At 60.6% G+C, this 22,779-nt stretch carries 21 protein-coding genes and 1 tRNA gene; 8 read left to right on the forward strand and 14 right to left on the reverse strand.

Features of this window, described 5'->3' with window-relative positions; genetic code table 11:
• The first annotated feature begins 18 nt into the window (after nucleotides 1–18).
• Entirely contained in the window at nucleotides 19–936 is a 918-nt protein-coding gene (locus tag HDE77_RS04175) for a branched-chain amino acid transaminase (protein WP_184415896.1), read from the forward strand.
• A gap of 102 nt (nucleotides 937–1,038) precedes the next feature.
• On the opposite strand, the gene HDE77_RS04180 is transcribed toward HDE77_RS04175, so the two are convergent.
• From HDE77_RS04180 to HDE77_RS04215, 8 genes are all read right to left on the reverse strand, one after another.
• Entirely contained in the window at nucleotides 1,039–2,319 is a 1,281-nt protein-coding gene (locus tag HDE77_RS04180; protein ID WP_184415897.1) for a HAMP domain-containing sensor histidine kinase, read from the reverse strand.
• The gene (locus tag HDE77_RS04185) at nucleotides 2,303–2,989 is read right to left on the reverse strand and encodes a response regulator transcription factor (RefSeq protein WP_140649363.1); all 687 of its coding nucleotides are present in this window, start codon (nucleotides 2,987–2,989) and stop codon (nucleotides 2,303–2,305) included. Before HDE77_RS04185 ends, HDE77_RS04180 begins: the two co-directional genes overlap by 17 nt.
• 354 nt (nucleotides 2,990–3,343) lie before the next feature.
• On the reverse strand, nucleotides 3,344–5,056 hold the full coding sequence (locus tag HDE77_RS04190; RefSeq protein WP_184415898.1) for a TonB family protein: 1,713 nt from the start codon (nucleotides 5,054–5,056) through the stop codon (nucleotides 3,344–3,346).
• Nucleotides 5,056–5,451 (reverse strand): BlaI/MecI/CopY family transcriptional regulator, encoded by a 396-nt coding sequence (locus HDE77_RS04195; RefSeq protein WP_184415899.1) that lies wholly within the window; start codon nucleotides 5,449–5,451, stop codon nucleotides 5,056–5,058. The genes HDE77_RS04190 and HDE77_RS04195 overlap by 1 nt, the downstream gene beginning before the upstream one ends.
• 63 nt (nucleotides 5,452–5,514) lie before the next feature.
• The gene (locus HDE77_RS04200; protein WP_184415900.1) at nucleotides 5,515–5,997 is read right to left on the reverse strand and encodes a hypothetical protein; all 483 of its coding nucleotides are present in this window, start codon (nucleotides 5,995–5,997) and stop codon (nucleotides 5,515–5,517) included.
• A 517-nt stretch (nucleotides 5,998–6,514) separates the two neighbouring features.
• The gene (gene rimK, locus HDE77_RS04205; protein WP_184415901.1) at nucleotides 6,515–7,438 is read right to left on the reverse strand and encodes a 30S ribosomal protein S6--L-glutamate ligase; all 924 of its coding nucleotides are present in this window, start codon (nucleotides 7,436–7,438) and stop codon (nucleotides 6,515–6,517) included.
• 13 nt (nucleotides 7,439–7,451) lie between these two features.
• Nucleotides 7,452–7,946: a RimK/LysX family protein gene (locus HDE77_RS04210; protein WP_184415902.1), complete on the reverse strand. Its 495-nt coding sequence runs from the start codon at nucleotides 7,944–7,946 to the stop codon at nucleotides 7,452–7,454.
• Between the two features lie 35 nt (nucleotides 7,947–7,981).
• Nucleotides 7,982–8,055 (reverse strand) — tRNA-Gly (locus HDE77_RS04215).
• Between the two features lie 392 nt (nucleotides 8,056–8,447).
• Here HDE77_RS04215 and thiS point away from each other — a divergent pair.
• The 6 genes from thiS to HDE77_RS04245 all read left to right on the forward strand — a co-directional run bounded on the left by thiS (nucleotide 8,448) and on the right by HDE77_RS04245 (nucleotide 14,135).
• Entirely contained in the window at nucleotides 8,448–8,648 is a 201-nt protein-coding gene (gene thiS / locus HDE77_RS04220) for a sulfur carrier protein ThiS (protein WP_184415903.1), read from the forward strand.
• A 38-nt stretch (nucleotides 8,649–8,686) separates the two neighbouring features.
• Nucleotides 8,687–9,487 (forward strand): thiazole synthase, encoded by an 801-nt coding sequence (locus HDE77_RS04225; protein ID WP_184415904.1) that lies wholly within the window; start codon nucleotides 8,687–8,689, stop codon nucleotides 9,485–9,487.
• 170 nt (nucleotides 9,488–9,657) lie between these two features.
• Entirely contained in the window at nucleotides 9,658–10,386 is a 729-nt protein-coding gene (gene trmB, locus HDE77_RS04230; protein ID WP_184415905.1) for a tRNA (guanosine(46)-N7)-methyltransferase TrmB, read from the forward strand.
• Between the two features lie 210 nt (nucleotides 10,387–10,596).
• Nucleotides 10,597–12,414 (forward strand): SLC13 family permease, encoded by a 1,818-nt coding sequence (locus HDE77_RS04235; RefSeq protein ID WP_184415906.1) that lies wholly within the window; start codon nucleotides 10,597–10,599, stop codon nucleotides 12,412–12,414.
• Nucleotides 12,415–12,568: 154 nt separating this feature from the next.
• Nucleotides 12,569–12,817, forward strand: a complete 249-nt coding sequence (locus HDE77_RS04240) for a hypothetical protein (protein ID WP_184415907.1) — start codon at nucleotides 12,569–12,571, stop codon at nucleotides 12,815–12,817.
• Nucleotides 12,786–14,135 (forward strand): phosphomannomutase, encoded by a 1,350-nt coding sequence (locus HDE77_RS04245; protein WP_184415908.1) that lies wholly within the window; start codon nucleotides 12,786–12,788, stop codon nucleotides 14,133–14,135. Before HDE77_RS04240 ends, HDE77_RS04245 begins: the two co-directional genes overlap by 32 nt.
• 111 nt (nucleotides 14,136–14,246) lie before the next feature.
• On the opposite strand, the gene HDE77_RS04250 is transcribed toward HDE77_RS04245, so the two are convergent.
• From HDE77_RS04250 to HDE77_RS04260, 3 genes are all read right to left on the reverse strand, one after another.
• Entirely contained in the window at nucleotides 14,247–14,870 is a 624-nt protein-coding gene (locus HDE77_RS04250; RefSeq protein WP_184415909.1) for a phosphatase PAP2 family protein, read from the reverse strand.
• Nucleotides 14,871–14,919: 49 nt separating this feature from the next.
• Entirely contained in the window at nucleotides 14,920–15,894 is a 975-nt protein-coding gene (gene galE, locus HDE77_RS04255) for a UDP-glucose 4-epimerase GalE (RefSeq protein ID WP_184415910.1), read from the reverse strand.
• A 466-nt stretch (nucleotides 15,895–16,360) separates the two neighbouring features.
• Nucleotides 16,361–16,600, reverse strand: coding sequence for a hypothetical protein (locus tag HDE77_RS04260; RefSeq protein ID WP_184415911.1), 240 nt, complete (start codon nucleotides 16,598–16,600; stop codon nucleotides 16,361–16,363).
• 1,069 nt (nucleotides 16,601–17,669) lie between these two features.
• On the opposite strand from HDE77_RS04260, the gene HDE77_RS04265 reads away from it, so the two are divergent.
• Nucleotides 17,670–18,848 (forward strand): hypothetical protein, encoded by a 1,179-nt coding sequence (locus tag HDE77_RS04265; RefSeq protein ID WP_184415912.1) that lies wholly within the window; start codon nucleotides 17,670–17,672, stop codon nucleotides 18,846–18,848.
• Between the two features lie 229 nt (nucleotides 18,849–19,077).
• Here HDE77_RS04265 and HDE77_RS04270 read toward each other — a convergent pair whose 3' ends face one another.
• The 3 genes from HDE77_RS04270 to HDE77_RS04280 all read right to left on the reverse strand — a co-directional run bounded on the left by HDE77_RS04270 (nucleotide 19,078) and on the right by HDE77_RS04280 (nucleotide 22,754).
• A complete protein-coding gene (locus tag HDE77_RS04270) occupies nucleotides 19,078–20,169 on the reverse strand; it encodes a glycosyltransferase family 4 protein (protein WP_221444103.1) in 1,092 nt (363 codons plus the stop codon).
• A 53-nt stretch (nucleotides 20,170–20,222) separates the two neighbouring features.
• Complete coding sequence (locus HDE77_RS04275; protein ID WP_184415914.1) at nucleotides 20,223–21,332, reverse strand: glycosyltransferase; 1,110 nt, start codon at nucleotides 21,330–21,332, stop codon at nucleotides 20,223–20,225.
• A gap of 162 nt (nucleotides 21,333–21,494) precedes the next feature.
• Nucleotides 21,495–22,754 carry a hypothetical protein gene (locus HDE77_RS04280; RefSeq protein WP_184415915.1) on the reverse strand — a complete coding sequence of 420 codons (1,260 nt, stop codon included), beginning with the start codon at nucleotides 22,752–22,754 and terminating at the stop codon, nucleotides 21,495–21,497.
• Nucleotides 22,755–22,779: the final 25 nt, after the last annotated feature.

Here is a 22,779-nt window from a genome sequence, read left to right on the forward strand (position 1 = left end):
CCCCATTGGAGAACCGTCATGGCGCAGCAATACCCCGAGTGGATCTGGCAGAACGGCAGCATCAAGCCTTGGCAGGAAGCGACCACCCATGTCATGTCGCATGCGCTGCATTACGGCTCGTCGGTGTTCGAAGGTATCCGCAGCTATGCCACACCCGACGGTGCGGCCATTTTTCGGCTTACCGACCACCTGCATCGGCTGTATCAGTCGGCGAAAATCTACGACATGGTGCTGCCGTATTCCGCCGATGAGCTCGCCGCGGCCTGCCGCGCGGTGATCAAGAAGAACGGCCTCGGTGCAGCGTACCTGCGCCCGGTCGCGTATCGCGGACTGGGTGGTTTCGGCCTGTCCGCCGAAACGCCGATCGATATCGCGGTGGCCGCATGGCCGATGGGGCCGTACCTCGGTGCCGAGGCACTGGAAAACGGCATCGACGCGTGTGTCTCCAGCTGGCAGCGGTTCGCGCCGAACACGATTCCGGCAGGCGCCAAGGCCGGCGGCAACTACTTGTCCGGCCAGCTGATCGCGCGTGAAGCGCGCCGACTCGGCTTCGGCGAAGGCATCGCGCTGGCCTCCACCGGCCTGCTCAGCGAAGGCGCGGGCGAGAACCTGTTCCTGGTGTTCGACGGCGTATTGCATACCACCCCCGCCAGTGCCTCGATCCTCGCCGGCATCACGCGCGATACGTTGAAGACGCTGGCCCGCGAAGATGGCATCGAAGTGGTCGAACGCGATATTCCCCGCGAATACCTGTACCTCGCCGACGAGCTGCTGATGTGCGGTACGGCCGCCGAAATCACGCCGATCCGTTCGGTCGACGGCAAACAGGTCGGCGCAGGCAAGGCCGGCCAGGTCACCCGCCGCCTGCAGGAGTTGTTCTTCGGCCTGTTCACCGGCAAGACCAACGATCAGTGGGGCTGGCTCGAAACGGTCTGATTCGCGAGGGACGGGGGACGAGTAGCTGGTAGCGAGAGCGCCGTGTTCGGCCGCACAGAAGGCTTGTCGCAATCGCCCCCGCTACTCGTCCCTCGCCCCTGCTTAACTAAACACGATGCTCGCGATCGCGCCGTTGGCATCGGCGCGCGGACGCATCGACACGTCCCAGCCATAGAGCTCGCATAGCCGGCGCACGATCGCCAGGCCCAGGCCCGCGCCGCTGCCGCCAGCACCTTCACCGCGCACGCCACGCTGGAACAATCGCTCGGCATCTTCCGGCTTGATGCCAGGGCCGGTGTCGATCACTTCGATGCGACCCTGCCCTACTTCGACCAGCACACTGCCTTCGAGCGTGTACTTGATCGCGTTGCCGATCAGGTTGGTCAGTGCCACCGACAATACTGAAGCCGGGGCGTTGACGTTGACCGCCTCGTTGACGACCAGGTCGATGGTCAGCGGCTTGCCGCGCATCTGCGGGCGCTGGCTTTCGATCACGTCGGCGGCGACCTTGCCGACCTCGGTGGTTTCGCCACGCGTCGGCCCGCGTCGCTCGGCACGCGACAGCAGCAACAAGGCTTCGATCAGTTCGGTCGCCTGGCGCGAAGCGCGCTCGATGCGTTTCAGGCGCTCGCTCAGTTTTTCCGTCAGGTCGGGCGAACCCTGCAGCAATTCCGTGGTGCTGGCGATCACCGCCAACGGCGTGCGCAATTCGTGGCTGACGTCGGAATTGAATTCGCGATCGCGCTCGACCATTTCGGTAAGCCGCTCCGAATATTCGTCCAGCGCATGGGCCAGCTCGCCCACTTCATCGTCAGCGAAATGCGGCGCCAGCGGCTCGGCCTTGCCGTTCTTGCGAAAGTCGCGCAGACGGTTGGCCAGATCACTGACTGGCTTGAGCACCTTGCGTGAAAGCCAGACTCCAAGCGCCAACGAGAGCAGTCCAAACAGGAACACGGCGCCAATCACACTGATCAGCAACTGCTGCTTACCGAGGTCATCCCGGCTGACGTCGTATTTGACGAACGCGATCAGGCCGTACTTGCGGCTGACGGCGAGCTTGTAGTGCTTCTGTCCGCCGTCATCAGCCTCATAGAGGTCATGCACGCCGACGGGCAATTCCTGCCAGGAAAGAGGTGCCTTGTAGATCGTGCGATCGCTCCAGCCCCAACCCGTCATCAGCTTGGAATAGAACGGCTGACCCGGCGATTCGTGCATTTGCTGAACGTAGCTGTCCGCATCCTGCTGCAATGAGGACACCACCAGTTGATCTTCAACCTTGGCACGCTCATAAAGCGCGGCCACAGCAAACAACGCGCTGAGGCCAAAGCCGAACAGCGCGAAGGAGACGATCAATCGAAAGCGAAGCTTACGCCTGGACTGCATCCGGCTCGACCATCCGATAGCCAATGCCGTGCCGCGTGTGGATCAGCGGCTTCTCGAACGGCTTGTCGATTGCCGCACGCAAACCGTGGATGTGCACGCGCAGCGAATCGCTGTCCGGCAGCTCTTCGCCCCATACACGTTGTTCCAGATCCTGACGGGTGACTACCGACGGGCTCGCTTCCATTAGCGCCTGGAGCAATTTCAGTCCGATCGGATTCAACTGGATCGACTTGCCCTCGCGATTCACGGTCAGCGTGTCGAGGTTGAACGTGAGATCGGCCACTTTCAGCACGCGGCTCTGCGGACCCTTGCCACGGCGTGCCAGCACTTCCAGCCGCGCGGCGAGTTCCTGCAGCGCGAACGGCTTGGTCATGTAGTCGTCGGCGCCGGATTCGAAACCGGTCAACTTCTGCTCCAGCGCATCGCGCGCGGTGAGCATCAGAATCGGCGTCTGCTTGTGCGCCTCGTGACGCAACTTGCGCGCCACTTCCAGACCGTCCATGCCGGGCAGGGTGAGGTCCAGCACAATCACGTCGAAATCATGCACCACCGCCAGATGCAGGCCGGTGACGCCATCGCCCGCAAAATCGACCACGTTGCCGCGGTCTTCCAGATAATCGCCGATGTTGGTCGCGATATCGCTGTTGTCTTCGATTACCAGAACGCGCATGTGTCACTCCTGCGCAGCCGGACATGGAACGGCTGGGGTTACAAGCTTAACAAGCTTAACAAGCTTGTTGGGGGGAAGCGCGCCCGATCGCCGCGCGAAACTGAACACAACAATCACGCAGGCAAGAAAAAGGCCCAGATGCGCGACTCGCCGTCGCCACACCTGGACCCAAGCTACAGCCCCGATACCATCATCTACCGTCGCTCGAACCTAGGCGGCTGGAGTGTCAGGCAGACAGACAGTGCATGCTTTATAGGGTGTCCCGGGTTACGGTGTGGTTAACCGATACCCGTGCCACCGTTAAGCAAGCTCCCGTGATCAGCAGCATGCCTCAACCTTATGCGCCGCAACTCACTACTGCTCATCCGCTCCGGCCGCATGCGAATCGGTATCGCCAGGAAGGCGACAAATCAACGTCCCGGTAGCGACCCGGCAGCCGACGCGCGCCTGAACCTCGTCGCCAGCCTGGGTGCTTGATGGGGTACCGCTCTTCGCCGCATTCAATGTGAACACCAGGGTCTGGCGGTATCGCCGCTGTGTGAGCACATCCGTCGGCAACGCATATTTCCAGCCACGCATCGCCTGTATGGCCGCCTGATCGAACACGTCCGCAGGCTGCGCGCTGATCACGCGCAAATCCCGCAGGCTGCCATCGATAGCCAGACCGAACTCGACCACAACCTGCCCTTCGATGCCTCGCGCCAGCGCATTCTGCGGATAGACCGGCTGGCGCATGCGTACGGGCATCGGCATCGACGGCACGGACGAAGCGAGCGGAGCTACCGGTTCGGCAAGGCGCGCAAGTGACACGCCATGGGCTGGCAGCAAGTCGGAAACCAGCAACGGCGCTGGATGCGGCAGTATCGCGAGCGTCGTGGCACTTGGTGATGCGAGCGGACTTGGCGCGGCGACCACGGGCGGGGTGTCCACCAGCGGTCGCGCCAGCACGGCATGGCTCGGCGCCAGATCAGACAGATGCCACGCCACGTGCAACTGGGCCAACGGCAACCATGACGGCGCGATCATCGACTGCAGTTGCATGATGGAATCGGTCAGGTTGCGCTGCAGCTGGTCCTGCTTCCACTCAAGCCGCAGCGTCAGTGACACCAGGACTGCTCCGAGCAGCACCGCGACAAAACGGGCTGGCGTGCGTGCGCGGGTAGCTTCCTGCATCGGCACCACCATATGCTGCACACGATCGAGCAAGACGCCGCCACTGGCGGCAAGCAGCAGCGAGCCATGTCGCTCACGCAATTCACCCAGCTCGGCCAATGCCGCCACAAACTCGTGCCGGTCGCCACCGCTGATTGAAATGGCCAGCTCATCGCTGCAGATTTCGCGTTCGTTGCGCACGTCGCGCGAAATCCAGTGCACCACGGGATGATAGAAATACACGGTTTCGAGCGCGACCTGAAATAGATTGGCGAGTGGATCCCATCGACGCAAATGCGCCAACTCGTGAGCAAGGATCAACTCGACCTGCGCCACCGGAAAACTGCACGCCACCGCCATCGGCAACAGGATCACCGGCCGCATCCAGCCCACCAGGGCTGGCGTTGCGATGACCTTGCTGCACAGCACCGTCACACGTCGACGCAGACCGAACCGTTCCGCCATATCGTTGACCCGCAACTGCCACATAGGCAACTGCTCGGCCATCTTCACCAGCGCCTTCAGTCCGCGCCATTGCTGCCACGCACGCAACGACAGCACCAGCACGCCCAAAGACCACGCGAGCACAATCCAGGGCAAGGCGGCATCGAGCCCGCTATCCCATGTCCATGCACTGCCCGTCGCGCCGTCGCCGATGGCGGTCGAGCTCACCATCGCGCCAGCTGTCCGGAGCACCGACGAAGGCGCTTCCAGCATTCGCCACACCGTCAGCAAGGGACACAAGGCGAGCGCTATCAGCATGGCCATGCCGAACCGATAGCGCGCCTCGCCGCGCGGCAACACGGCCCGCACCGCCGCATACACCAGACCCAGCAGGACGCCCTGCCAGACAAAATGCACGAGTGTCCAGCCGATCAGGTGTGCGCTGGCAAGGATCAACGGCAGTGCGTCCATCACGGCGCGTCCTTGTCGAGTTTGTTCAACAGGCTGCGGATCGCGCGTAACTCTTCGCGGCTGGCACGCTGGCTGCCCAGCGCATGCAGCACCAGCTGCGAAGACGAACCTTCGAACACACGCTGCACGATGTCCAGCAGGAACCGCTTCTGGGTCCGCTCTTTGCTGACCGTCGCACGGTATACATGGGCGCGCTGCGTGTCATCGCGTTCGACCAGTCCCTTGGCATGCATCACCTGCAACAACTTCAGCGCCGTGGTGTAACCGCTGGTCTCATCGACCGACAGCACATCGTGCACTTCCCGCACCGTACAGGCATCTCGCGCCCACAGTATGTGCAGGATCTCAAGCTCCGCTTCGGTAGGCCTAGGTACACCAGACGCTTGTGCTTTCATGTCACTCCCACTTGGTTAAAGAGGGCAGAGCCTGCTTCGTCGGCCATCACTTGCAAATGCCGCTCAACCGCCGCTCTTGAATTGAGGCACCTGTTGGAAGTTCTGCATGTAGTGCTGGCTATCCCGCTGCTCCCGCTGAATTTCACCGTACGTCTTGCAGACGGTCTTGGGAATGTTCGATCCGAGCGGCGCGATGTGCTCGCATACCAGGCGATCGCTACTATTGTGGGTCAGGATCGCGTTGACGGCCTGCTGATCATTGAACAGCTGAACCTTCGAGGCCTGATCCATCTGATCGACGGTGCCGTACTTGTCGAACAATGACTGCATCTCGCCGAATTGCGTGTCGACGGCTGCCCGGTCCTTTTTGCTGGTGAACTCATAATGGCCGCCGGGCTGCATCTGCTGATGTATGGCGGCGACCACCGCCGTAAAGTCGTCCTTGTTTTCCGCCTTGACGACCACGTCAGTCTTCGCCTGAACAATCCCCACCTGCAACACCGCGGCACCCACGGCTACGCCCACCAGCCAAGTCTTCAATTTCATGCTCAACTACCCCCGACCAAGCCGCACCCCGACGCGGGGAACCGGACGCTTGATCTACCTGCGCCCGATCGTAAAACAGTCGCCGCGACGCTGTCAACGAAGATGTTCGTACTATCTTCTTCGTAGCCAGACGGGCTCCGGGCGATCAGCCAGGGCAACAACGCATCAGCAGCATATACGGCGTTGCCAACGCCATGCCAGCGCCCCCTACCGCATTGACGCAGCCTCCCCCGCTGCTCCCCGACGGACTGCAACGAACCCCATGGGCGGCTTGTCATCTCACCCCCTATACGTTGGAACCCGCCTCGCCGACCATCAGGTGGCAAGCCGTGCTCAACCGTCGCTCTTGAACTGGGGCATTTGTTGAAACGTTTGCATGTGGCGCTGGGTTTCGCGCTGCTTCCGCTGAATTTCGCCGTAGGTGTGGCACGTCGCGCGGGGAATGTGTGACCCCGGTGGCGCATCGTGCTCGCACACCAGACGTTGATCGTCACAATGGGTCAGGATCGCATTCGTACTACGCCTTTCGTAGGGCGGCGCGACGCGGCCGCACGCCCACCGGCGACTCGCTCGCCTGGGTCTGCAACAGATCAATGATGGCGCCGGCCACATCGATACCGGTGGCCTCTTCGATACCTTCCAGGCCGGGCGAAGCATTCACTTCGAGCAGCAACGGTCCGCGATTGGAGCGCAACAGATCGACGCCGGCGATGCCCAGTCCAAGCGCACCGGCCGCGCGCACGGCAATGCGCTTTTCTTCCGCGCTCAACGTCGCCGCCACGGCGGTACCACCGCGGTGCAAATTGGCGCGGAATTCGCCCGGGCTGGCGTCGCGTTGCATCGCGGCCACCACTTTCTTGCCGACCACGAAGCAGCGCAGGTCGCTTCCCTTCGCCTCGGCGATGAACTCCTGCACCAGGAAGTTCGCGTACAACCCACGGAACGCCTCGATCACGCTTTGCGATGCGCTGCGTTTCTCCGCCAGCACCACGCCGGTGCCCTGGCTGCCTTCGTTGAGTTTGATCACATGCGGCGGGTCACCGAGCAAGGCCAGCACGTCGGCCGTGTCATCCGGGTTGTCGCCAAACACCGTGACCGGCATATCGATCCCCTGCGCAGCGAGAATCTGCAGACAGCGCAGTTTGTCGCGCGCCCGCAATACGGCGTCCGACGGATTGGGGGTGTACACGCCCATCATTTCCAGCTGGCGCAGCACAGCAGTGCCGTAGAACGTGCTGGAGGTGCCGATGCGCGGTATCACGCAATCGATGTCACGCACTTCCTTACCCTTGTAACGGATCGCCACGGCGCCCGGCGCGATGCGCACATAGCAGCGCAAGGGATCGAGCACGCGTACCACGTGACCACGTTCGCGACCCGCATCGACCAGCCGCTTGGTGGAATACAGACGCGTATTGCGCGACAGGATCGCAATTTTCATACGGGGGCCATCATCAATGGTCGGTGGCCATCAGGTGCGGCCGCGACTGGGTATAGGAAAGTGAGGGGTCAACCGAAAAGCGGCCGTTCAGGGCGCTGCGGCCAAGCAATAGTGGAAACAGCATATGCCGACGATCAGTCAAATTGATGTCGACGCTGAAACACTGTCCGGCCAGTTCCAGCTCACTACGGATAAACCAGCGCTCGGTGCGCCGGCCTCCGGTATCCGTCACCGTGCGCCGATCCAGCGCGGGCACTTCGCAACATACGTCCGCCGGCTGACGCCGACTGGTATGCATGGTGAAGCGCAGCCAGGTGATACCGTCCCGCTGAAAACTTTCGAGCGTGTCGACATGCAGCGAACTGCTGCGCGCGCCGGTATCCAGTTTGGCCTTGAGCATGCTGATGCCGAGCTGCGGCAATGAGAGCCGTTCACGCCAGCCCAACGTGATCAGACTAGCGTTGACCAGATCCGCCTTGATCAGGTCCACTTTGATCAGATCCGCCATGGGAATTCGAAATTGCTCGGTGGGGATCGAGGGAGTGGAGCGGGTGAAGGGAATCGAACCCTCGTCAGTAGCTTGGGAAGCTACAGCTCTACCATTGAGCTACACCCGCTTGGCCGGCGGATGGTAACCCGGGACTCGCGCGGTGGGAACTGTCGAGCGCCCCGAAGGCTGTCCAGGGAGGCCTGCGGCCGCGTCCGAATTCCAGCTCGGGCCGCAGCAGCACTCGCCTTGCCGGTCGCGACGACTTCGACTTTCTTACCCTGAACGGCCAGCTGGCCCGGACCGAACGGACCCGAAGCCTTTCAATCCGGCGGAGTGCCAACTCACCGGCGCAGAATCATCGAGCTCCGAGATTGAAGCACCCGACGGAAACCAGCCCTGCTCGCTGCAGGGAAACGGATGGATTCGGTCTCCCCAGGCAATCAAAAACCACCTGACCGAGGAAAACCGTTGCGACGCCACCCGTCGGAGCGCGCGACGCAATCCGGCTAGAATGCGTGGATGCCTATCACGCTCAACGGCAGTCCACTGGACTGCAACCCGCATACCACGGTCGCCCAGCTGCTCGACGAAGCCGGCTACGCCGGACGGCGTGTTGCAGTGGAAGTAAACCGGGAGATCGTCCCGCGCAGCCAGCACGCCACCCGCACCCTCGTCGATGGCGATCAGATCGAAATCGTCCACGCGATCGGCGGCGGCTGATCAGCCGCGTCGCATTGCTCGAATTGGCAAACCACAACATGAATATCAAGACCTACGATTCCGCCGATCCACTGATCATTGCCGGCAAGAGCTACGGTTCCCGCCTGCTCACAGGCACGGGCAAGTACAAGGATTTCGACGAAACCCGCCGTGCCTCGCAGGCAGCCGGTGCAGAGATCGTCACGGTGGCGATCCGTCGCGTGAACGTCGGCCAGGACGCCGGCCAGCCCAGCCTGCTCGATGCGCTGCCGCCGCAGGAATTCACCCTGTTGCCGAACACCGCCGGTTGCTACAACGCGGCCGATGCGGTGCGCACCTGCAAGCTGGCGCGCGAACTGCTCGACGGCCACAAGCTGGTAAAACTCGAGGTGCTGGGTGACCAGCGCACGCTGTTTCCCGACGTGGTGGAAACGCTCAAGGCCGCCGAAATTCTGGTTGCCGACGGTTTCGATGTGATGGTCTACACCAGCGATGACCCGATCCTGGCCAAGCGCCTCGAAGACATCGGCTGCGTCGCCGTGATGCCGCTGGCCGCGCCGATTGGCTCCGGTCTCGGCATCCAGAATCGTTACAACCTGCTTGAGATCATCGAGAACGCGAAGGTGCCGATCATCGTCGACGCTGGCGTCGGCACGGCCTCCGATGCAGCGATCGCCATGGAACTGGGCTGCGACGGCGTGCTGATGAATACAGCGATTGCTGGCGCGAAAGATCCGGTGCTTATGGCGCATGCGATGAAACTGGCGATCCAGGCCGGACGCGCCGCGTTCCGTGCCGGCCGGATTCCGCGCAAGCGCTATGCCTCCGCTTCATCACCGATTGACGGCACCATCGGCTGAGTCACTTCGTACTCTCCTGCTCGCGGAAAGAGCAAAGCAAAACCAACACGCCGGCACTTCATCACGGTTGACGGCACGATGGCTTGCTCGCTACTCCCCCCCTGCTTGCCCGGAAGAAGAGGGAGGAGCAAAACCAAGCAAGACATGGAGCCCGAAGCTCCAGGATTTCCATGACCGACACACCCGACAACGAGCACGACGGCCACACCAGCGCTCCGGAATACATGCGCCGCATCCGCAGCTTCGTGCTGCGCGAAGGGCGCATGACACCCGCGCAGCAGCGTGCGTTCGATGAACACTGGGCGCGCTACGGCATCGACTATCGCGGCGACGGCTCCGCGCATGACTTCACCACGAGCTTCGGCCGCCAGGCGCCGCTGGTGCTGGAGATCGGTTTCGGCAACGGTGAAGCCCTCGCCTGGGCCAGTGAGCATGATCAGGCACGCGACTTCATCGGTGTCGAGGTGCACGGCCCCGGCGTCGGCCGACTGATGAACGCGCTGGCCGCGCGCGAGGCGAACAATGTGCGGCTGTACCGGCACGATGCCGTGGAGGTGCTGCAGCACGAGATCGCGCCCGGCACGCTGGCCGAGGCGCGCATCTGGTTCCCCGATCCCTGGCACAAGAAACGCCACAACAAGCGCCGACTGATCCAGCCCGAGTTCGTTGCCTTGCTCGCCTCGCGCATGGCACCGAACGGCCTGCTGCATCTGGCCACCGACTGGCAGGCCTACGCCGAGCACATGCTCGAGGTCATGGAGGCGGCGCCCGGCTGGCGCAATCAACTCGGTTCCGGCCAGTACGCCGAGAAGCCCGAATGGCGCATCGAAACCCACTTTGAACGGCGCGGCCTGAAACTCGGCCACGGTGTCTGGGATCTGCTCTACCGCAAATCCTGAGCAGCTCCCGAAACCCGGCGCTCCTTGCGTGCGGCGCGCGCAATCCCATGCTGCTCCGATTCACCAGCAGCGCTGCTCGCCCGCTTATACTTGGGTGATCCACCCAGGGACGAATCGACGCAGCGTGAAGCTTCCACTGCCCCGCCGTATCTACCGTTGCCAGCCGCCCTTCCGGGACGCGCGCTAGTGGGACTCTCGCTCACCCCCGAAATGATCATGGTACTCGGGCTGGTGGGCTTCACCATGCTGATGCTGGTGCTGGAGTGGATCCGTGCCGACATGGTGGCGTTGCTGGTGGTGGTGGCGATCGGCCTGACCGGGCTGATTCCATCCGATCGCGTATTCAACGGCTTCGCCGGCAACGCGGTGATCGCGATCATCGCGATCATGATCATGGGCGAGGGGCTGGACCGCGCCGGTGTCCTCAACCTCACCGCACGTTTCGTGATGCGCATGGCGCGTGGCGTGGAGTCGCGCCTTGGCCTGGTGATCAATCTGGTCGCCAGCCTGTTCAGCGCGGTGATTCCCAGCCAGGCACTGGCGGCGCTGATGATCCCGGTCAGCAGCCGCTTGTCCGCGCGCACCGGCGTGCCGATTTCGCGATTGCTGCTGCCGATGGCGTTCTGCATCCTCACTGCGACCAACACCACGCTGATCGCGAACTCGCCGCTGATCGTGCTGAACGACCTGATCGCCAGCGCGAACGCCAACCTGCTGCCAGGTGCGCACACGATCCCGAAGTTCGGCCTGTTCAGCGTGACCCCGGTGGGCCTGGCGCTGTCGCTGGTCGGCGTGCTGTATTTCTATTTCTTCGGCCGCAAGCTATTGCCGGGGCACGAGGACGAACGGCTGAAAGTCACCCCCGGCCGCACCGAGAGTTACTTCGCCGAGACCTACGGCATTGGCGGCGAAACCGCCGAACTCACCGTCACCGCGGAAAGCCCACTGGTCGGCATGAGCATCGGCGAAGTGGAACAGTTGTACGACGCGCCACTGATCCTGGCGATCAAGAGCGGCAACGAAGCGCGCATGGCTCCGCCGGCCGATCACGTCATCTGGGTCGGATCCGTGCTGGGCGTGCTGGGTCCGCGCGAGCAACTGAGCCGGTTCGCGAACAATCAGTTGTGCCGGCTGTCGACCCACATGCGCCAGCTCGGCGAATTGTTCAATCCAACTCGCGCCGGCATTTCCGAAGTGGTGATTCCGCCGGTCTCGCGTTTCATCAAGCAGACCGTGGGCGACCTGCGCCTGCGCAAGCGTTTTGGCATCTCGGTGCTGGCGATCACCCGCGGCGAGCAGGTGTTTCGCGACGACGTGCGCGCGGTCACCCTGCGCGCCGGCGACACGATGGTGCTGCACAGCAACTGGCGCGATCTGTCACTGGCGGCGGAAGACAAGGACCTGGTTGTCGTCACCGATATTCCCAAACAGGAACAACGCCCGGGCAAGATCTGGCAAGCGGTGGGCTTCTTCGTGCTGGCAAAATGCCTGGCGCTGTTTACTCATCTCGACCTGTCCGTAGCGATGATGACCGGCGCGATCGGCATGCTGCTGACTGGCGTGCTGAACATGGACGAGGCTTACCGGGCGATCAACTGGAAGACGATCTTCGTCACCGCCTGCCTGATTCCGCTGGGCTGGTCGATGGATGCCACCGGCACCGCCGCGTGGATCGCCCAACAGGTACTCCAACACATGGGCAGTAGCTCGCACTGGGTGCTGCAAGCCTCGCTGGCGATACTCACGCTGCTGTTCTCGCAAGTGATGTCCAACGTCGGCGCCACCGTGATGATGGTGCCGATCGCGATCAGCGTGGCGGTTGCCACGGGAGGCAACCCATCGGCTTATGCGCTGATCGTAGCCGTGTCTTCGTCCAACACCTTCCTGCTCAGCTCCGGTCACCCGGCGCTGATGATGGTCACCGGCCCCGGTGGCTATCGCGGCAAGGATTTCCTGCGCGTCGGCCTGCCGCTGACCCTGATCGTGCTCGTGGTCACCCTGATCGCGATCAACCTGATGTTCCGCTGATCCAATACATAATTCGCGCGGACCATTAGACGGTTGCCTGGTCCATTCGCGGCAGCAAGCCTCCGGACCGCCCCATGCAGAACCCCACATTCTCCTCCACGAAAATCGCGATCGTCGGGCTCGGCTATGTCGGCCTGCCGCTGGCTGTGAAGCCATGCTGCCGGCCGCGAAACCTCGGACTTTTCTCGACCGCGGCGAGGAGGACATTCGCAGCCTCGGTTGTGAAAACTGTCCCGTGTTCGACGTGCAGAGCCTGCTGACTGCCGACGTGTTCAAAAGGATGGCTGCAAGAGCCACCGTGGCAGAACGCGGCAAGGAAGCGATGCGGCCCGCTATCATGTCCGGCTCACTGCAATCGTCAGGAACCACGGATGACCTCGCTCCCCTGCTTCAAGGCCTATGACATTCGTGGGCGCGTCCCCGATGAGCTCGACGAAGCGCTGGCCCACAAGATCGGCCTCGCCATGTCATATCAACTGGAACCCGGTCCCGTAGTTCTGGGCCGCGATGTGCGGCTGACCAGTCTGGCGCTGCAGAATGCATTAACCGAGGGCTTCCACAGCGCCGGGCGCGAGGTGATCGACATCGGCCTGGGGGGCACCGAGGAGGTCTATTTCCAGACGGCCCACCTCGGCGCGGCGGGTGGCGTCATGGTCACGGCCAGCCACAATCCGATGGACTACAACGGTATGAAACTGGTGCGTGAAGGCGCGCGCCCGATCAGCGGCGACAGCGGGCTGTTTGCGATACGTGATTTCGCTGCAAGCCATGCTGCACCCATCCCGACATCCAGTGCCTTGCCACGCACAATGACGGACAAGTCCGCCTACATCGCGCACCTGCTTGGCTACGTCGATCGCGATCGACTGAAGCCGCTCAAGATCGTGGTCAATGCTGGCAACGGCGGCGCCGGCCTGGTGATCGACCAGCTGGCCCCGCAGCTGCCATTCCAGTTCATCCGCATCCAGCACCAGCCTGACGGCCATTTTCCCAACGGCATTCCCAATCCGTTGCTGCCCGAGTGCCGTGCTGCCACCGCCGATGCCGTGCGCGCGCACGGCGCCGACTTCGGCGTGGCCTGGGATGGCGATTTCGATCGCTGCTTTTTCTTCGACGCCGACGGCCGCTTCATCGAGGGTTACTACCTCGTGGGCCTGCTGGCCAAGGCGCTGCTGGCACGCCATCCGGGCGGCAAGATCATCCACGACCCGCGCCTGCTCTGGAACACTGTTGAGATGGTAAGCGAGGCCGGTGGCATCCCCGTCATGAGCAAGACCGGGCACGCCTTCATCAAGGAACGCATGCGTGCTGAAAACGCGATCTACGGCGGCGAGATGAGCGCGCACCATTATTTCCGCGACTTCGCCTATTGCGATTCGGGGATGATCCCCTGGCTGCTGATCGCCGACCTGATCTCGGCCAGCGGGCTCTCGCTAGCGGAGATGGTGGAAGACCGGATGCAAGCTTTCCCTTGCAGTGGCGAGATCAATTTCAAGGTAGCCGATGCACGCGCCGCCACCGAGCGCGTGATGGCGCATTTTGCCGCACAGTCGCCAGCGCTCGATCACACCGACGGCGTCAGTGCCGACTTCGGCGACTGGCGCTTCAACCTGCGCAGTTCCAACACCGAACCTTTGTTGCGTCTCAACGTGGAATCACGCGCCGATGGCGCTTTGATGCTGGAACGGACCGCCGAAGTCTCGTCACTGATCAACCGCTGACTCCATCTTGCGGGAGCGCACAGGGTGCGCTCCTACAGAGCCGTGGGCTCTTCGACATGCTCCGCAAACGGCGGCTCCCTGACTCTGTGATGCTGCGGCCACCGGCCGCGATCAGGGCCAATGCAGTTCCTGGCGTGTGTGCAGCGGCCCATCAGACAGGTGCCGGGCTATCGTCACCAGCATGTCTTGCGACGGGAAGTGTCGCCCATACACGAACGGCAACACCAGCAGCAGGGGCAATAGCGCCATATACGACGGCCACGGCAAACGCCAGGCTCGCCAATGCAGCCCCAGAAACACCAGTGAGAAGACCGTACCCACTGCCGAGCCGAGCACGATCTCGGACACCGAATGCGCATGCAACACCACGCGCGACCACGCGATCACTACCGCCAAAAGCAATCCCAGCAGCACACCCGACATTCGCCAAGTCGTACCGCCTCGCCCGACCAGTAGTCCACCCATGGCGGGCCACACCACAGCCGCCAGCGCGGAATGTCCGCTGAGGCCAGTGAATTCCAGCCCGGGCAAGGTCACTCCCCACACCATGAAAGCCAGCTTGCTGACCGCCACCAATCCCATCACGCCGACAACCAGCAGCAACCAGCGCCAGACCAGTCCCCGCGTTGGCGCTGCCAGCAGCAGCCACAGCGTGATCAAGCCGATGCACGGCAGCGTCACCGCGCTGTCGCCAAGAGCGGTGATATGTATCCATGTCTGACGATCGAGCAGCATCACCACCCCAAGCCCGTCGCGCCGCGGCCTTCACCATCCAGCCAGTGCATCAGAAGCTCGGTTTGCAATGCCATCGCCATGCGCTCTCGATGATCGGCGCCAATGCTGTGTACTTCGGCTGCCAGCCCAACTCGGTACGCACCCTTTCACTGGACGCGACCAGCACCGCCGGATCGCCCGCACGCCGTGGCGCGATCTCATGCGCAACGACCTTGCCACTGACCTGCTCTGCCGCGCCAATCACCTCGCGTACCGAGAAGCCGCGGCCATTACCCAGGTTGAACACATGCGCCCCTGCGTGCTGATCCATGTACGCCAGTGACAACAGGTGCGCCTGCGCCAGATCGTCCACATGCACATAGTCGCGCACACAGGTGCCGTCCGCCGTGGGGTAGTCGTCACCAAACACCTTGAGCGCCGGCCCCGTACCCAGCGCCGCACGCAGCACGTTGGGAATCAGGTGCGTCTCCGGCGTATGCGCCTCACCGATATCGCCATCCGGGCTGGCGCCCGCCGCATTGAAATAGCGCAAGGCCACCGAGCGCAGCCCATAGGCTGCATACGCATCGGTCAGCATGCGCTCCACCATCAGTTTGCTGGCGCCATACGGGTTGATCGGCGCCCTGGGATGATCCTCGTCGATGCGATCACGGGTCGGCTGGCCAAACACCGCCGCCGTGGATGAGAACACCAGACGGCCCACCCCGTGCTGCTGCATCGCCTGCAGCAAATTCAAGGTGCCGCTGACATTGTTGGCGTAATACGCATACGGCTGGGTCATCGACTCCCCCACCAGCGAGCGAGCGCAGAAATGCATCACCGCATCGAATCGGCGCCCGGCAAACGCGCGATCGAGCGATGCCGGATCCAGCAGGTCCGCCTGCACCAACTCGCCCCACTGCACCGCCTCGCGATGCCCGGTAGAAAGATTGTCCAGCACGGTGACCGCGACATCGCGTGCCGCCAGCCACTTCGCCATGTGGCTGCCGATATAACCGGCACCGCCGCAAACCAACACCTGCATGTGATTCCCTCGAACCATGGATATGGACACCTAACCCGACCCAACATCGCGCATCAAACCTGAAGGAGCGCCCCCGGACCGGATCGAGTCCGAGGCAGGCTCTGTGCGCGAATGCTCTGACCGCGATCGGTGCCAGGAGCATTCGCGCACGACCGAGGGAAGTCCCTTGTGGATGCACTACGCTCCTCCGCGTCTCAATCAGATGCGACCCACGGGCGCGCCCTCCCGCGGCACAGCAACATCATAAACTGTGACGTGGTGGCCATCTGTATTATTTCCATGAGCCGAAAATCCAGCTTCCAACCGTCCTGCAGAACGGCATCCATAGGGGGATGCAGCGATGCTTATGTTTATCTTGGGAATGTCACTGGGCGCCTGCATCGGCGTAGCCGCTATCGGAATCTGCAGGTCATTCGACCAAGGCGACGCCGCCTAGCGGACTCCTCCAGAGAAGCGCAACGCCTTATCAAACCCTGTAGGAGCGCATCCTGTGCGCAAATGCTGCTGGCACATCAGCACCAGAGCATTCGCGCACGACCGAAGAAAGTCCCTTCTGGACAAGGGGCGCTCCGATATCCCGGTCAGCTACGACCGTATACACGGTGTCGTCGTCGGCCAGGCAACTGCCGGACTGCTTCTCGATCAACTCCAGCAGCTGCTCAGCCGCCATGAAACTGCGCGACACATTCCCCGCTGCCAGGATCACGCGTCGTGCCTGCACATGTGACCCGACACACGCTGACACTTTTCGCGCTGCCGCCACCTCACCTCACAGTCTCGTAAACTCCTCATCGCGCAGGCGATTGCATCGATAGTAAGCAGACCAACTAGCGCCGAAACCTGCCCACCCACCTCTGCAAAGAGGTCGTTCATGAGCAGACGCCGTGGTTCCGCAAGCCATTGCCTCGATAACAGCCAGACCAAATCCCTGTTAGAGCGAGACTTGAACAACGCCTCTGGCCCCGCGACAGGCTGCCGCCAATCGCTCTTCGCTAACCCCATCAAGAAATCGTAGCTACTGGGAAATACCAAGCGTAACTGCCATAGCTGGAACCGACTCAGCCGGCGGCCCCGCACATACGGGAAGAGCATCCTTACCATGCCCAGCGTTGGCAAACCCAGTTAGCATACGTCTATGTTCTTATGCGCACGGTAGTTACCTACGCATAGGATATAGGGTGAGCCAATTTCGAGAATCGGACCTGACGAACTGAAAGCGCTCGAAACATCATTACGGACCACTCGAATATCCGAGGAGCCTTTGTCTAGCGACTCAATGATCTATCGGCCGGAATAATCCGATTAGTGAGAACGACGAAGGAGCGTCGCGCTAAACGCTTTATGAAGTGGTCATTATAAGCCCGGCGGTCAGGGCCACAATGCATGCGATGGATGAGGTCATGCATGGTGATCGCAGAGGGAACGTGGCACCAGGCCAGAGGCATGAGGCCAGGCAACCAGAATACGTTACCACGAGAATCGGCCGCAGCACGACCCAGAGAAAACGGAGCCAGTGGGTTAGCAAACGAGAACTTGATGTCAACATCACTAAACAAATCACCTTTACGACGCAGATCGGAACGCACCTCCCGATAGAGCCGACCGATACCACCACCAGTCCATCTGTTGTCTACAATGACGTTCAATGCCCTCATCTCGTTAGACCTTCTATTGAATCGCTTTCTGCACGACCCAAAACATTGGAAAAAAACTTGAGCAACTTTAGGAATCTGCAATTAGCATATTCGATTTGCGCTGCGCGATCGATTCTTGGAATGCTGATTTTTCTTGGATCAACATTGCCATGCTTATCGAACGACGTCCCTCCTCCGCCAAAAATTCGCCTTGTCGGGCCTGATGAGGTTGTCATTCCCGCAGAAGCATTCACGTGCTCGCGCAGAGAGTCACCCACCAATGGAGCTCTTGCACTGGATGTTCCAGACGCCCCGCCACGCATGATCAAGCGTGAGAACGGCGAAATTGAACTGATTGCAGCTCATCACAACAACATTCCCTTTTACTCGAACGACGGAAGGGCTTTTTCTCGAAAGGACTGCCGCTCCATACTGCCCTCGAAACAGGACTTCAATCCGTCTCACTTTGCTGACCAAGACTGGATCACAGGCCTAGTCACGACTAACGGTAAGGATGTATACGCGCTGGTACATGACGAATTTCATGGCCCCGCATACCTATCAGAATGCGCCGCTCGTCTTAAGCCTGGCCAACCTTATTGGGCTCCAATTTGCCTCAGTGTAAACATGGTCAGCTTTGCATCCCATGACGGCGGCAACACGTTCTCACCGCTCTCAGGCGAACTACACACCGCAGCGTCAGTCCCGACAACCTTCAGCACCAGCATTGACTCCATCGGCATTCGCGACTCTTCCAACGTGGTAAGCAACCCAGCCGATGGCTATTACTACTTCATGGCAAGGGCAATGCCATTTTCTCCTCAGACAGGTGGGACCTGCTTGTTTAGAACCCCCAACCCGTTCACACAACCGTGGTTGGCGTGGGACGGCGACTCGTTCAAGACAAGGATGGGCAGTCCTTACAGCGATGACAAGGAACACACAGGCACCTGCCTACCGGTCATCGATAATAGCTACTACGTCGCGACCATTAGCTACAACACCAAGATCAGGAAATTCATTGCAATCGCCCGAAGCAACAAACGGGTCATTGTCGCCATGGTCTCAGCCGACCTCATTCATTGGAGTACACCAGTTACATTGAGAACGAGTGTCGCTGACAACTGGTGGCGACCAGGTCAAGGTGATCCGGATCCCGACAGCTTCTACTCCATAATCGATCTTACAAGCGAATCCCGCTTCTACGACGTCTCAGGCGACACTCCCTACCTTTACTACGTACGCTGGCGAACTACTTCCGGCAAAGTTCTAAATCACCAGAGAGACATCGTTCGGACCGCGATAGAAATTGCACACTGACTCCCTTGTCGACGTATGCCCCGCGTGTCGACACCGAGAGGCCATGGAGCCTGGCAAAGCCCGCATTGCAAGCGCAAAGATGACTAAGGATGCCCTTATTTAATCGACGAAAACGGATATAGGAAATCTCGGCGCAGTATTCAGTGTCGCTAACGACTTGCGCGGGTGCGTACTTGCTCATCCATTGGCCACGCTCTCGTTCACAATGCCGAGGCATGCAAGTCATCCGTCATCCGGGATTGCGCCGCCTCTCAAAGGCCGTCCATTCACGAACAACAAGCTCGGCAAACTGTGTCTGGAAACGCTTCGCTGAGAAGCGCAATGCGTTCTCTCTACAATGCACAGCCTTGAACGCGGATACCGATTGCCCGAACTGTTCCACCGCGTGAATCATTGCCGCGACAGACTGGGAATCAAAAAACACCCCTGTTGGTTTATCGACGGCAAGACCACGCACAGTCTCCAGCGATCCACCCCGTCCGTAGGCAATGACAGGGGTTCCGCAGGCCTGGGCCTCGACGGGAGTGATGCCGAAGTCCTCCTCGGCAGCGAAGACAAAGGCCTTGGCCCGCCGCATGTGGTCGACCAATACCTCAGACGACTGGTAGCCCAGCAATTCGATATTGGGGTGGCCAGCCGCAAGCCGCTCGACCTTCGCTCGCTCTGGACCATCGCCAATTACCACCAGTCGGCGTTCTGGCATCTTCGCAAAAGCCTCGACGATCAAATCGACCCGCTTATAAGGCACCAATCGGGATGCCGTCAGATAAAAGTCTTCCTTGCTTTCGCCTATCGTGAATACTTCCACGTCCACCGGCGGATAGACCACGTCCGATTCACGTCGATATACCTTCCAGATACGTCGCCCGATGAACTGCGAGTTCGCCACGAAGGCATCCACGCCACTGGCCGTGCGCGAGTCCCACACGCGGATGCGATGCAGCAGGACCCGAGCCAACCAACCCTTCAAGCCGTGATTCAGCCCCGACTCCCGCAGGTACTGATGCTGCAGATCCCAGGCGTAGCGGATCGGCGTGTGGACGTAGCTCACATGCAGTTGATCTGGACCGGTAAGCACACCCTTCGCGACGGCGTGCGAACTGGAAATCACGATGTCGTAGCCAGAAACATCGAGCTGCTCCATCGCCAGCGGCATTAGCGGCAGGTAGTTGCGATAGCGCTTGCGTGCACCCGGAAGTTTCTGGATGAAGCTCGTGGTGGGCGTTCGACCTTGCAGGAAATGACGATCGCCTTCGGGCACGAAGTCGCAGACGGCGAACAAATCGGCCTGTGGATACATCGACAGCAGCTGCTCCAGCACGCGCTCAGCACCGGCGTAGGTCGTCAGCCAGTCATGGACGATGGCAATACGCATCATTGGCCACCAACATTTCGAGCAAGCCGGCGATAGAGCGATACCACCGAGTCAGTCATCTGCCTCGTGGAGTAGCCTTTTCGCTGGACGTTTCGACCTCGCTCGCCCATCTCCCGTCGCAACGTGTTATCCATGGTAAGACGCCGCAACGCGTCGACCGCTTTCGAGGCAACCCCAAGCGGATAGAGCTCGCCCCCACCCGACTTACCCACAAGCTCCCTATGTCCGGTTACATCGCTGGCCACCACGGGCAACCCCATCGACATCGCCTCGAGCACCGCAAGCGGCAAACCCTCCCACCGCGACGTAGTGAAGTAGATATCGGATGCAGCAAGGACAGCCGTCGGATCGTCCAACACGCCAAGGAACCGCAAATTGCCAACCCCTTCAGCCTTGGCCCGCAGCTTCAGTTCATCACTCTCGCCGCCCTCACCCACCCACCAAAACATGGCCTCAGGAAATGCTTTCGCAACTTCGTAGGCTTCCTGCATGTTTTTCTGGAAATCAAAGCGACTGAGAGTTACAACTATCAACGCTGCGTCATTGACCCCGTGGGAAACACGCATAGCATGTCGCATGAGGTCTCGGCTTTCGTCCGTGACGACATCCACGCCGTTGACGATCACGCTCGACGCAGTGCGCAGCCACAGGCCTTCATTTTGCGCGGAATTCTGCTCCTCAGCGGAAACGAATACCAACCGATCGACCCATCGAGCCGAAGCATTTTCATAAAGGCGATATGCCCACTTGGCAAAGATCCCGTACTGGGCAACGTGTATTCCGTGCGGTGTATGCAGACACGGCTTCCTCGTCAGCGCGGCCACGATCCTGCCGTAAAGCCCTGCGCCTTTACCGTGGGTATGGATCAAATCAACGCGCTGCTTTCTTGCATAGGCCACCAATTTCACAGCCGATACAAGACTAAAACGTCGGTGTGGCAATGAAAAGACTCGTCCTTGTGTCAACACATGGAAACGCTCACCGTACGGTGGCTCAGTGGGGCAAGCCACAAACGCGTCGACTGTCTCGGGCAAGGCACGCAGGAGTAGCTCCATGTGCCTGGGTCCGCCACCATGGTCTGCCCGGACACTAATCATCAAAATGTGCATGCACCATCAATCCCTGCCAAAAATAACGACTCTTCACTCGGAAAGACAAAACCAAAGCCGATTTGCGATCCATGCCCACACGGATCCTTGAAATGGCATATCCACTCAGCTTCACCGGCATGTACGCGCCCACCCAGGAGAAACCGTCCGCACGTCTTTCCTTTACATTGCGCGATACTTCTGCTTCACACGCACCAGCCCCGAATAGGCCCACAGGAGCAGCGCAAGCAACAACAGTACCGAGAGGAAGCTTTTGGCGATAATGTTGTATCCGAAACTCGATAGCAGCCCAAATGCCGCCCAAGGATATGTAATCATTCCGAACGTGGTGGCCTTTACAAAGCCGCGCCAAGCCCGGCCCACGAAATATCCATAGACCAAAAGATAAACGATCGATAGCACATTCAGCTGGGCTGCAATCTCACCAAATGAGGTGAACCAGATGTATGCGCCATTCAATCCAGATCCCCATGTACGATTGAACATGGATTGAAACCCCTCGGCAAATGTATCCGCATTTCCCAGCAGACTCGTCATGAAGGGAAACTTGTAGAAGAAGCCAAAATTCTCCTGACGCAGATATTGGTCAAGCCCTTTTGTATCGAGCCTGCCCTCCAGCAAGGCCGCCAAATGGTTCAATGATGCAGGCCCATAGCCAATGAAGCTTTGTGCCATCGCATGCCCGTCACTGCCCGTTCGCAAGACCGAAAATAGCCCAAATAGGATTAATGCCAAAGCCAGCGCGATCACCGTGCGCAAGATGAACCATCCGACCCTTATGCCGTCGTTAACGATTTTGTGCCTGACGTAAATGACGAAGAGCCCGCACAAAGTTGGCATCAGCACGAAGCGCGACATCATCAGGGCTGCCGCAAGAATGAGCGCAAGCACCAGCAGAGCGACGAGAACCGATACCAGTACGCGTTGCATCCGGGATATGTATGCACGCGAATCCAGATACTTGGCCAGCGCCCACCATGACACCCCCATGGCCAATGGCAGCGATCCGTTGAATGCCCCGTTGCTCGCTTCTGTCATGGCACTCTTCACTTCCGCACCCTGTCCCGACAGAGCCAGCGCCAAGATGCCCGGACTGTTGTGAAGTACCAACGCGATGGTTGCCGCCAGTAGCCCCAGGGCAACACCCACCGGCGCAAGTAGATAAGAAAACGGCCCCACCTTTAGCATGCTAGGAAGGAGGGGCACCCTGACCGCTGGCGCTCGACTGGCAAGATAAACACCGAGCCGTAGGACGGTCAGACAGCAGAATAAGAATAGGTACAGGACGATGTTGCCGAACATCATGTTCGGCTCGTCCATATATCGAACGTAGATTCCTGGTGGCACCAATGTAAAGGCAAACAGCAGCGCGCCGGCATACACCAGCAGGGAACGTGGCGAAAGATAGTTGAGTGTCTTCATCCGAGCAGATCAAATTCCGTCGCGT

Origin of the sequence: Rhodanobacter sp. MP7CTX1 (genome assembly GCF_014205795.1) — a bacterium.
Classification (GTDB): domain Bacteria; phylum Pseudomonadota; class Gammaproteobacteria; order Xanthomonadales; family Rhodanobacteraceae; genus Rhodanobacter.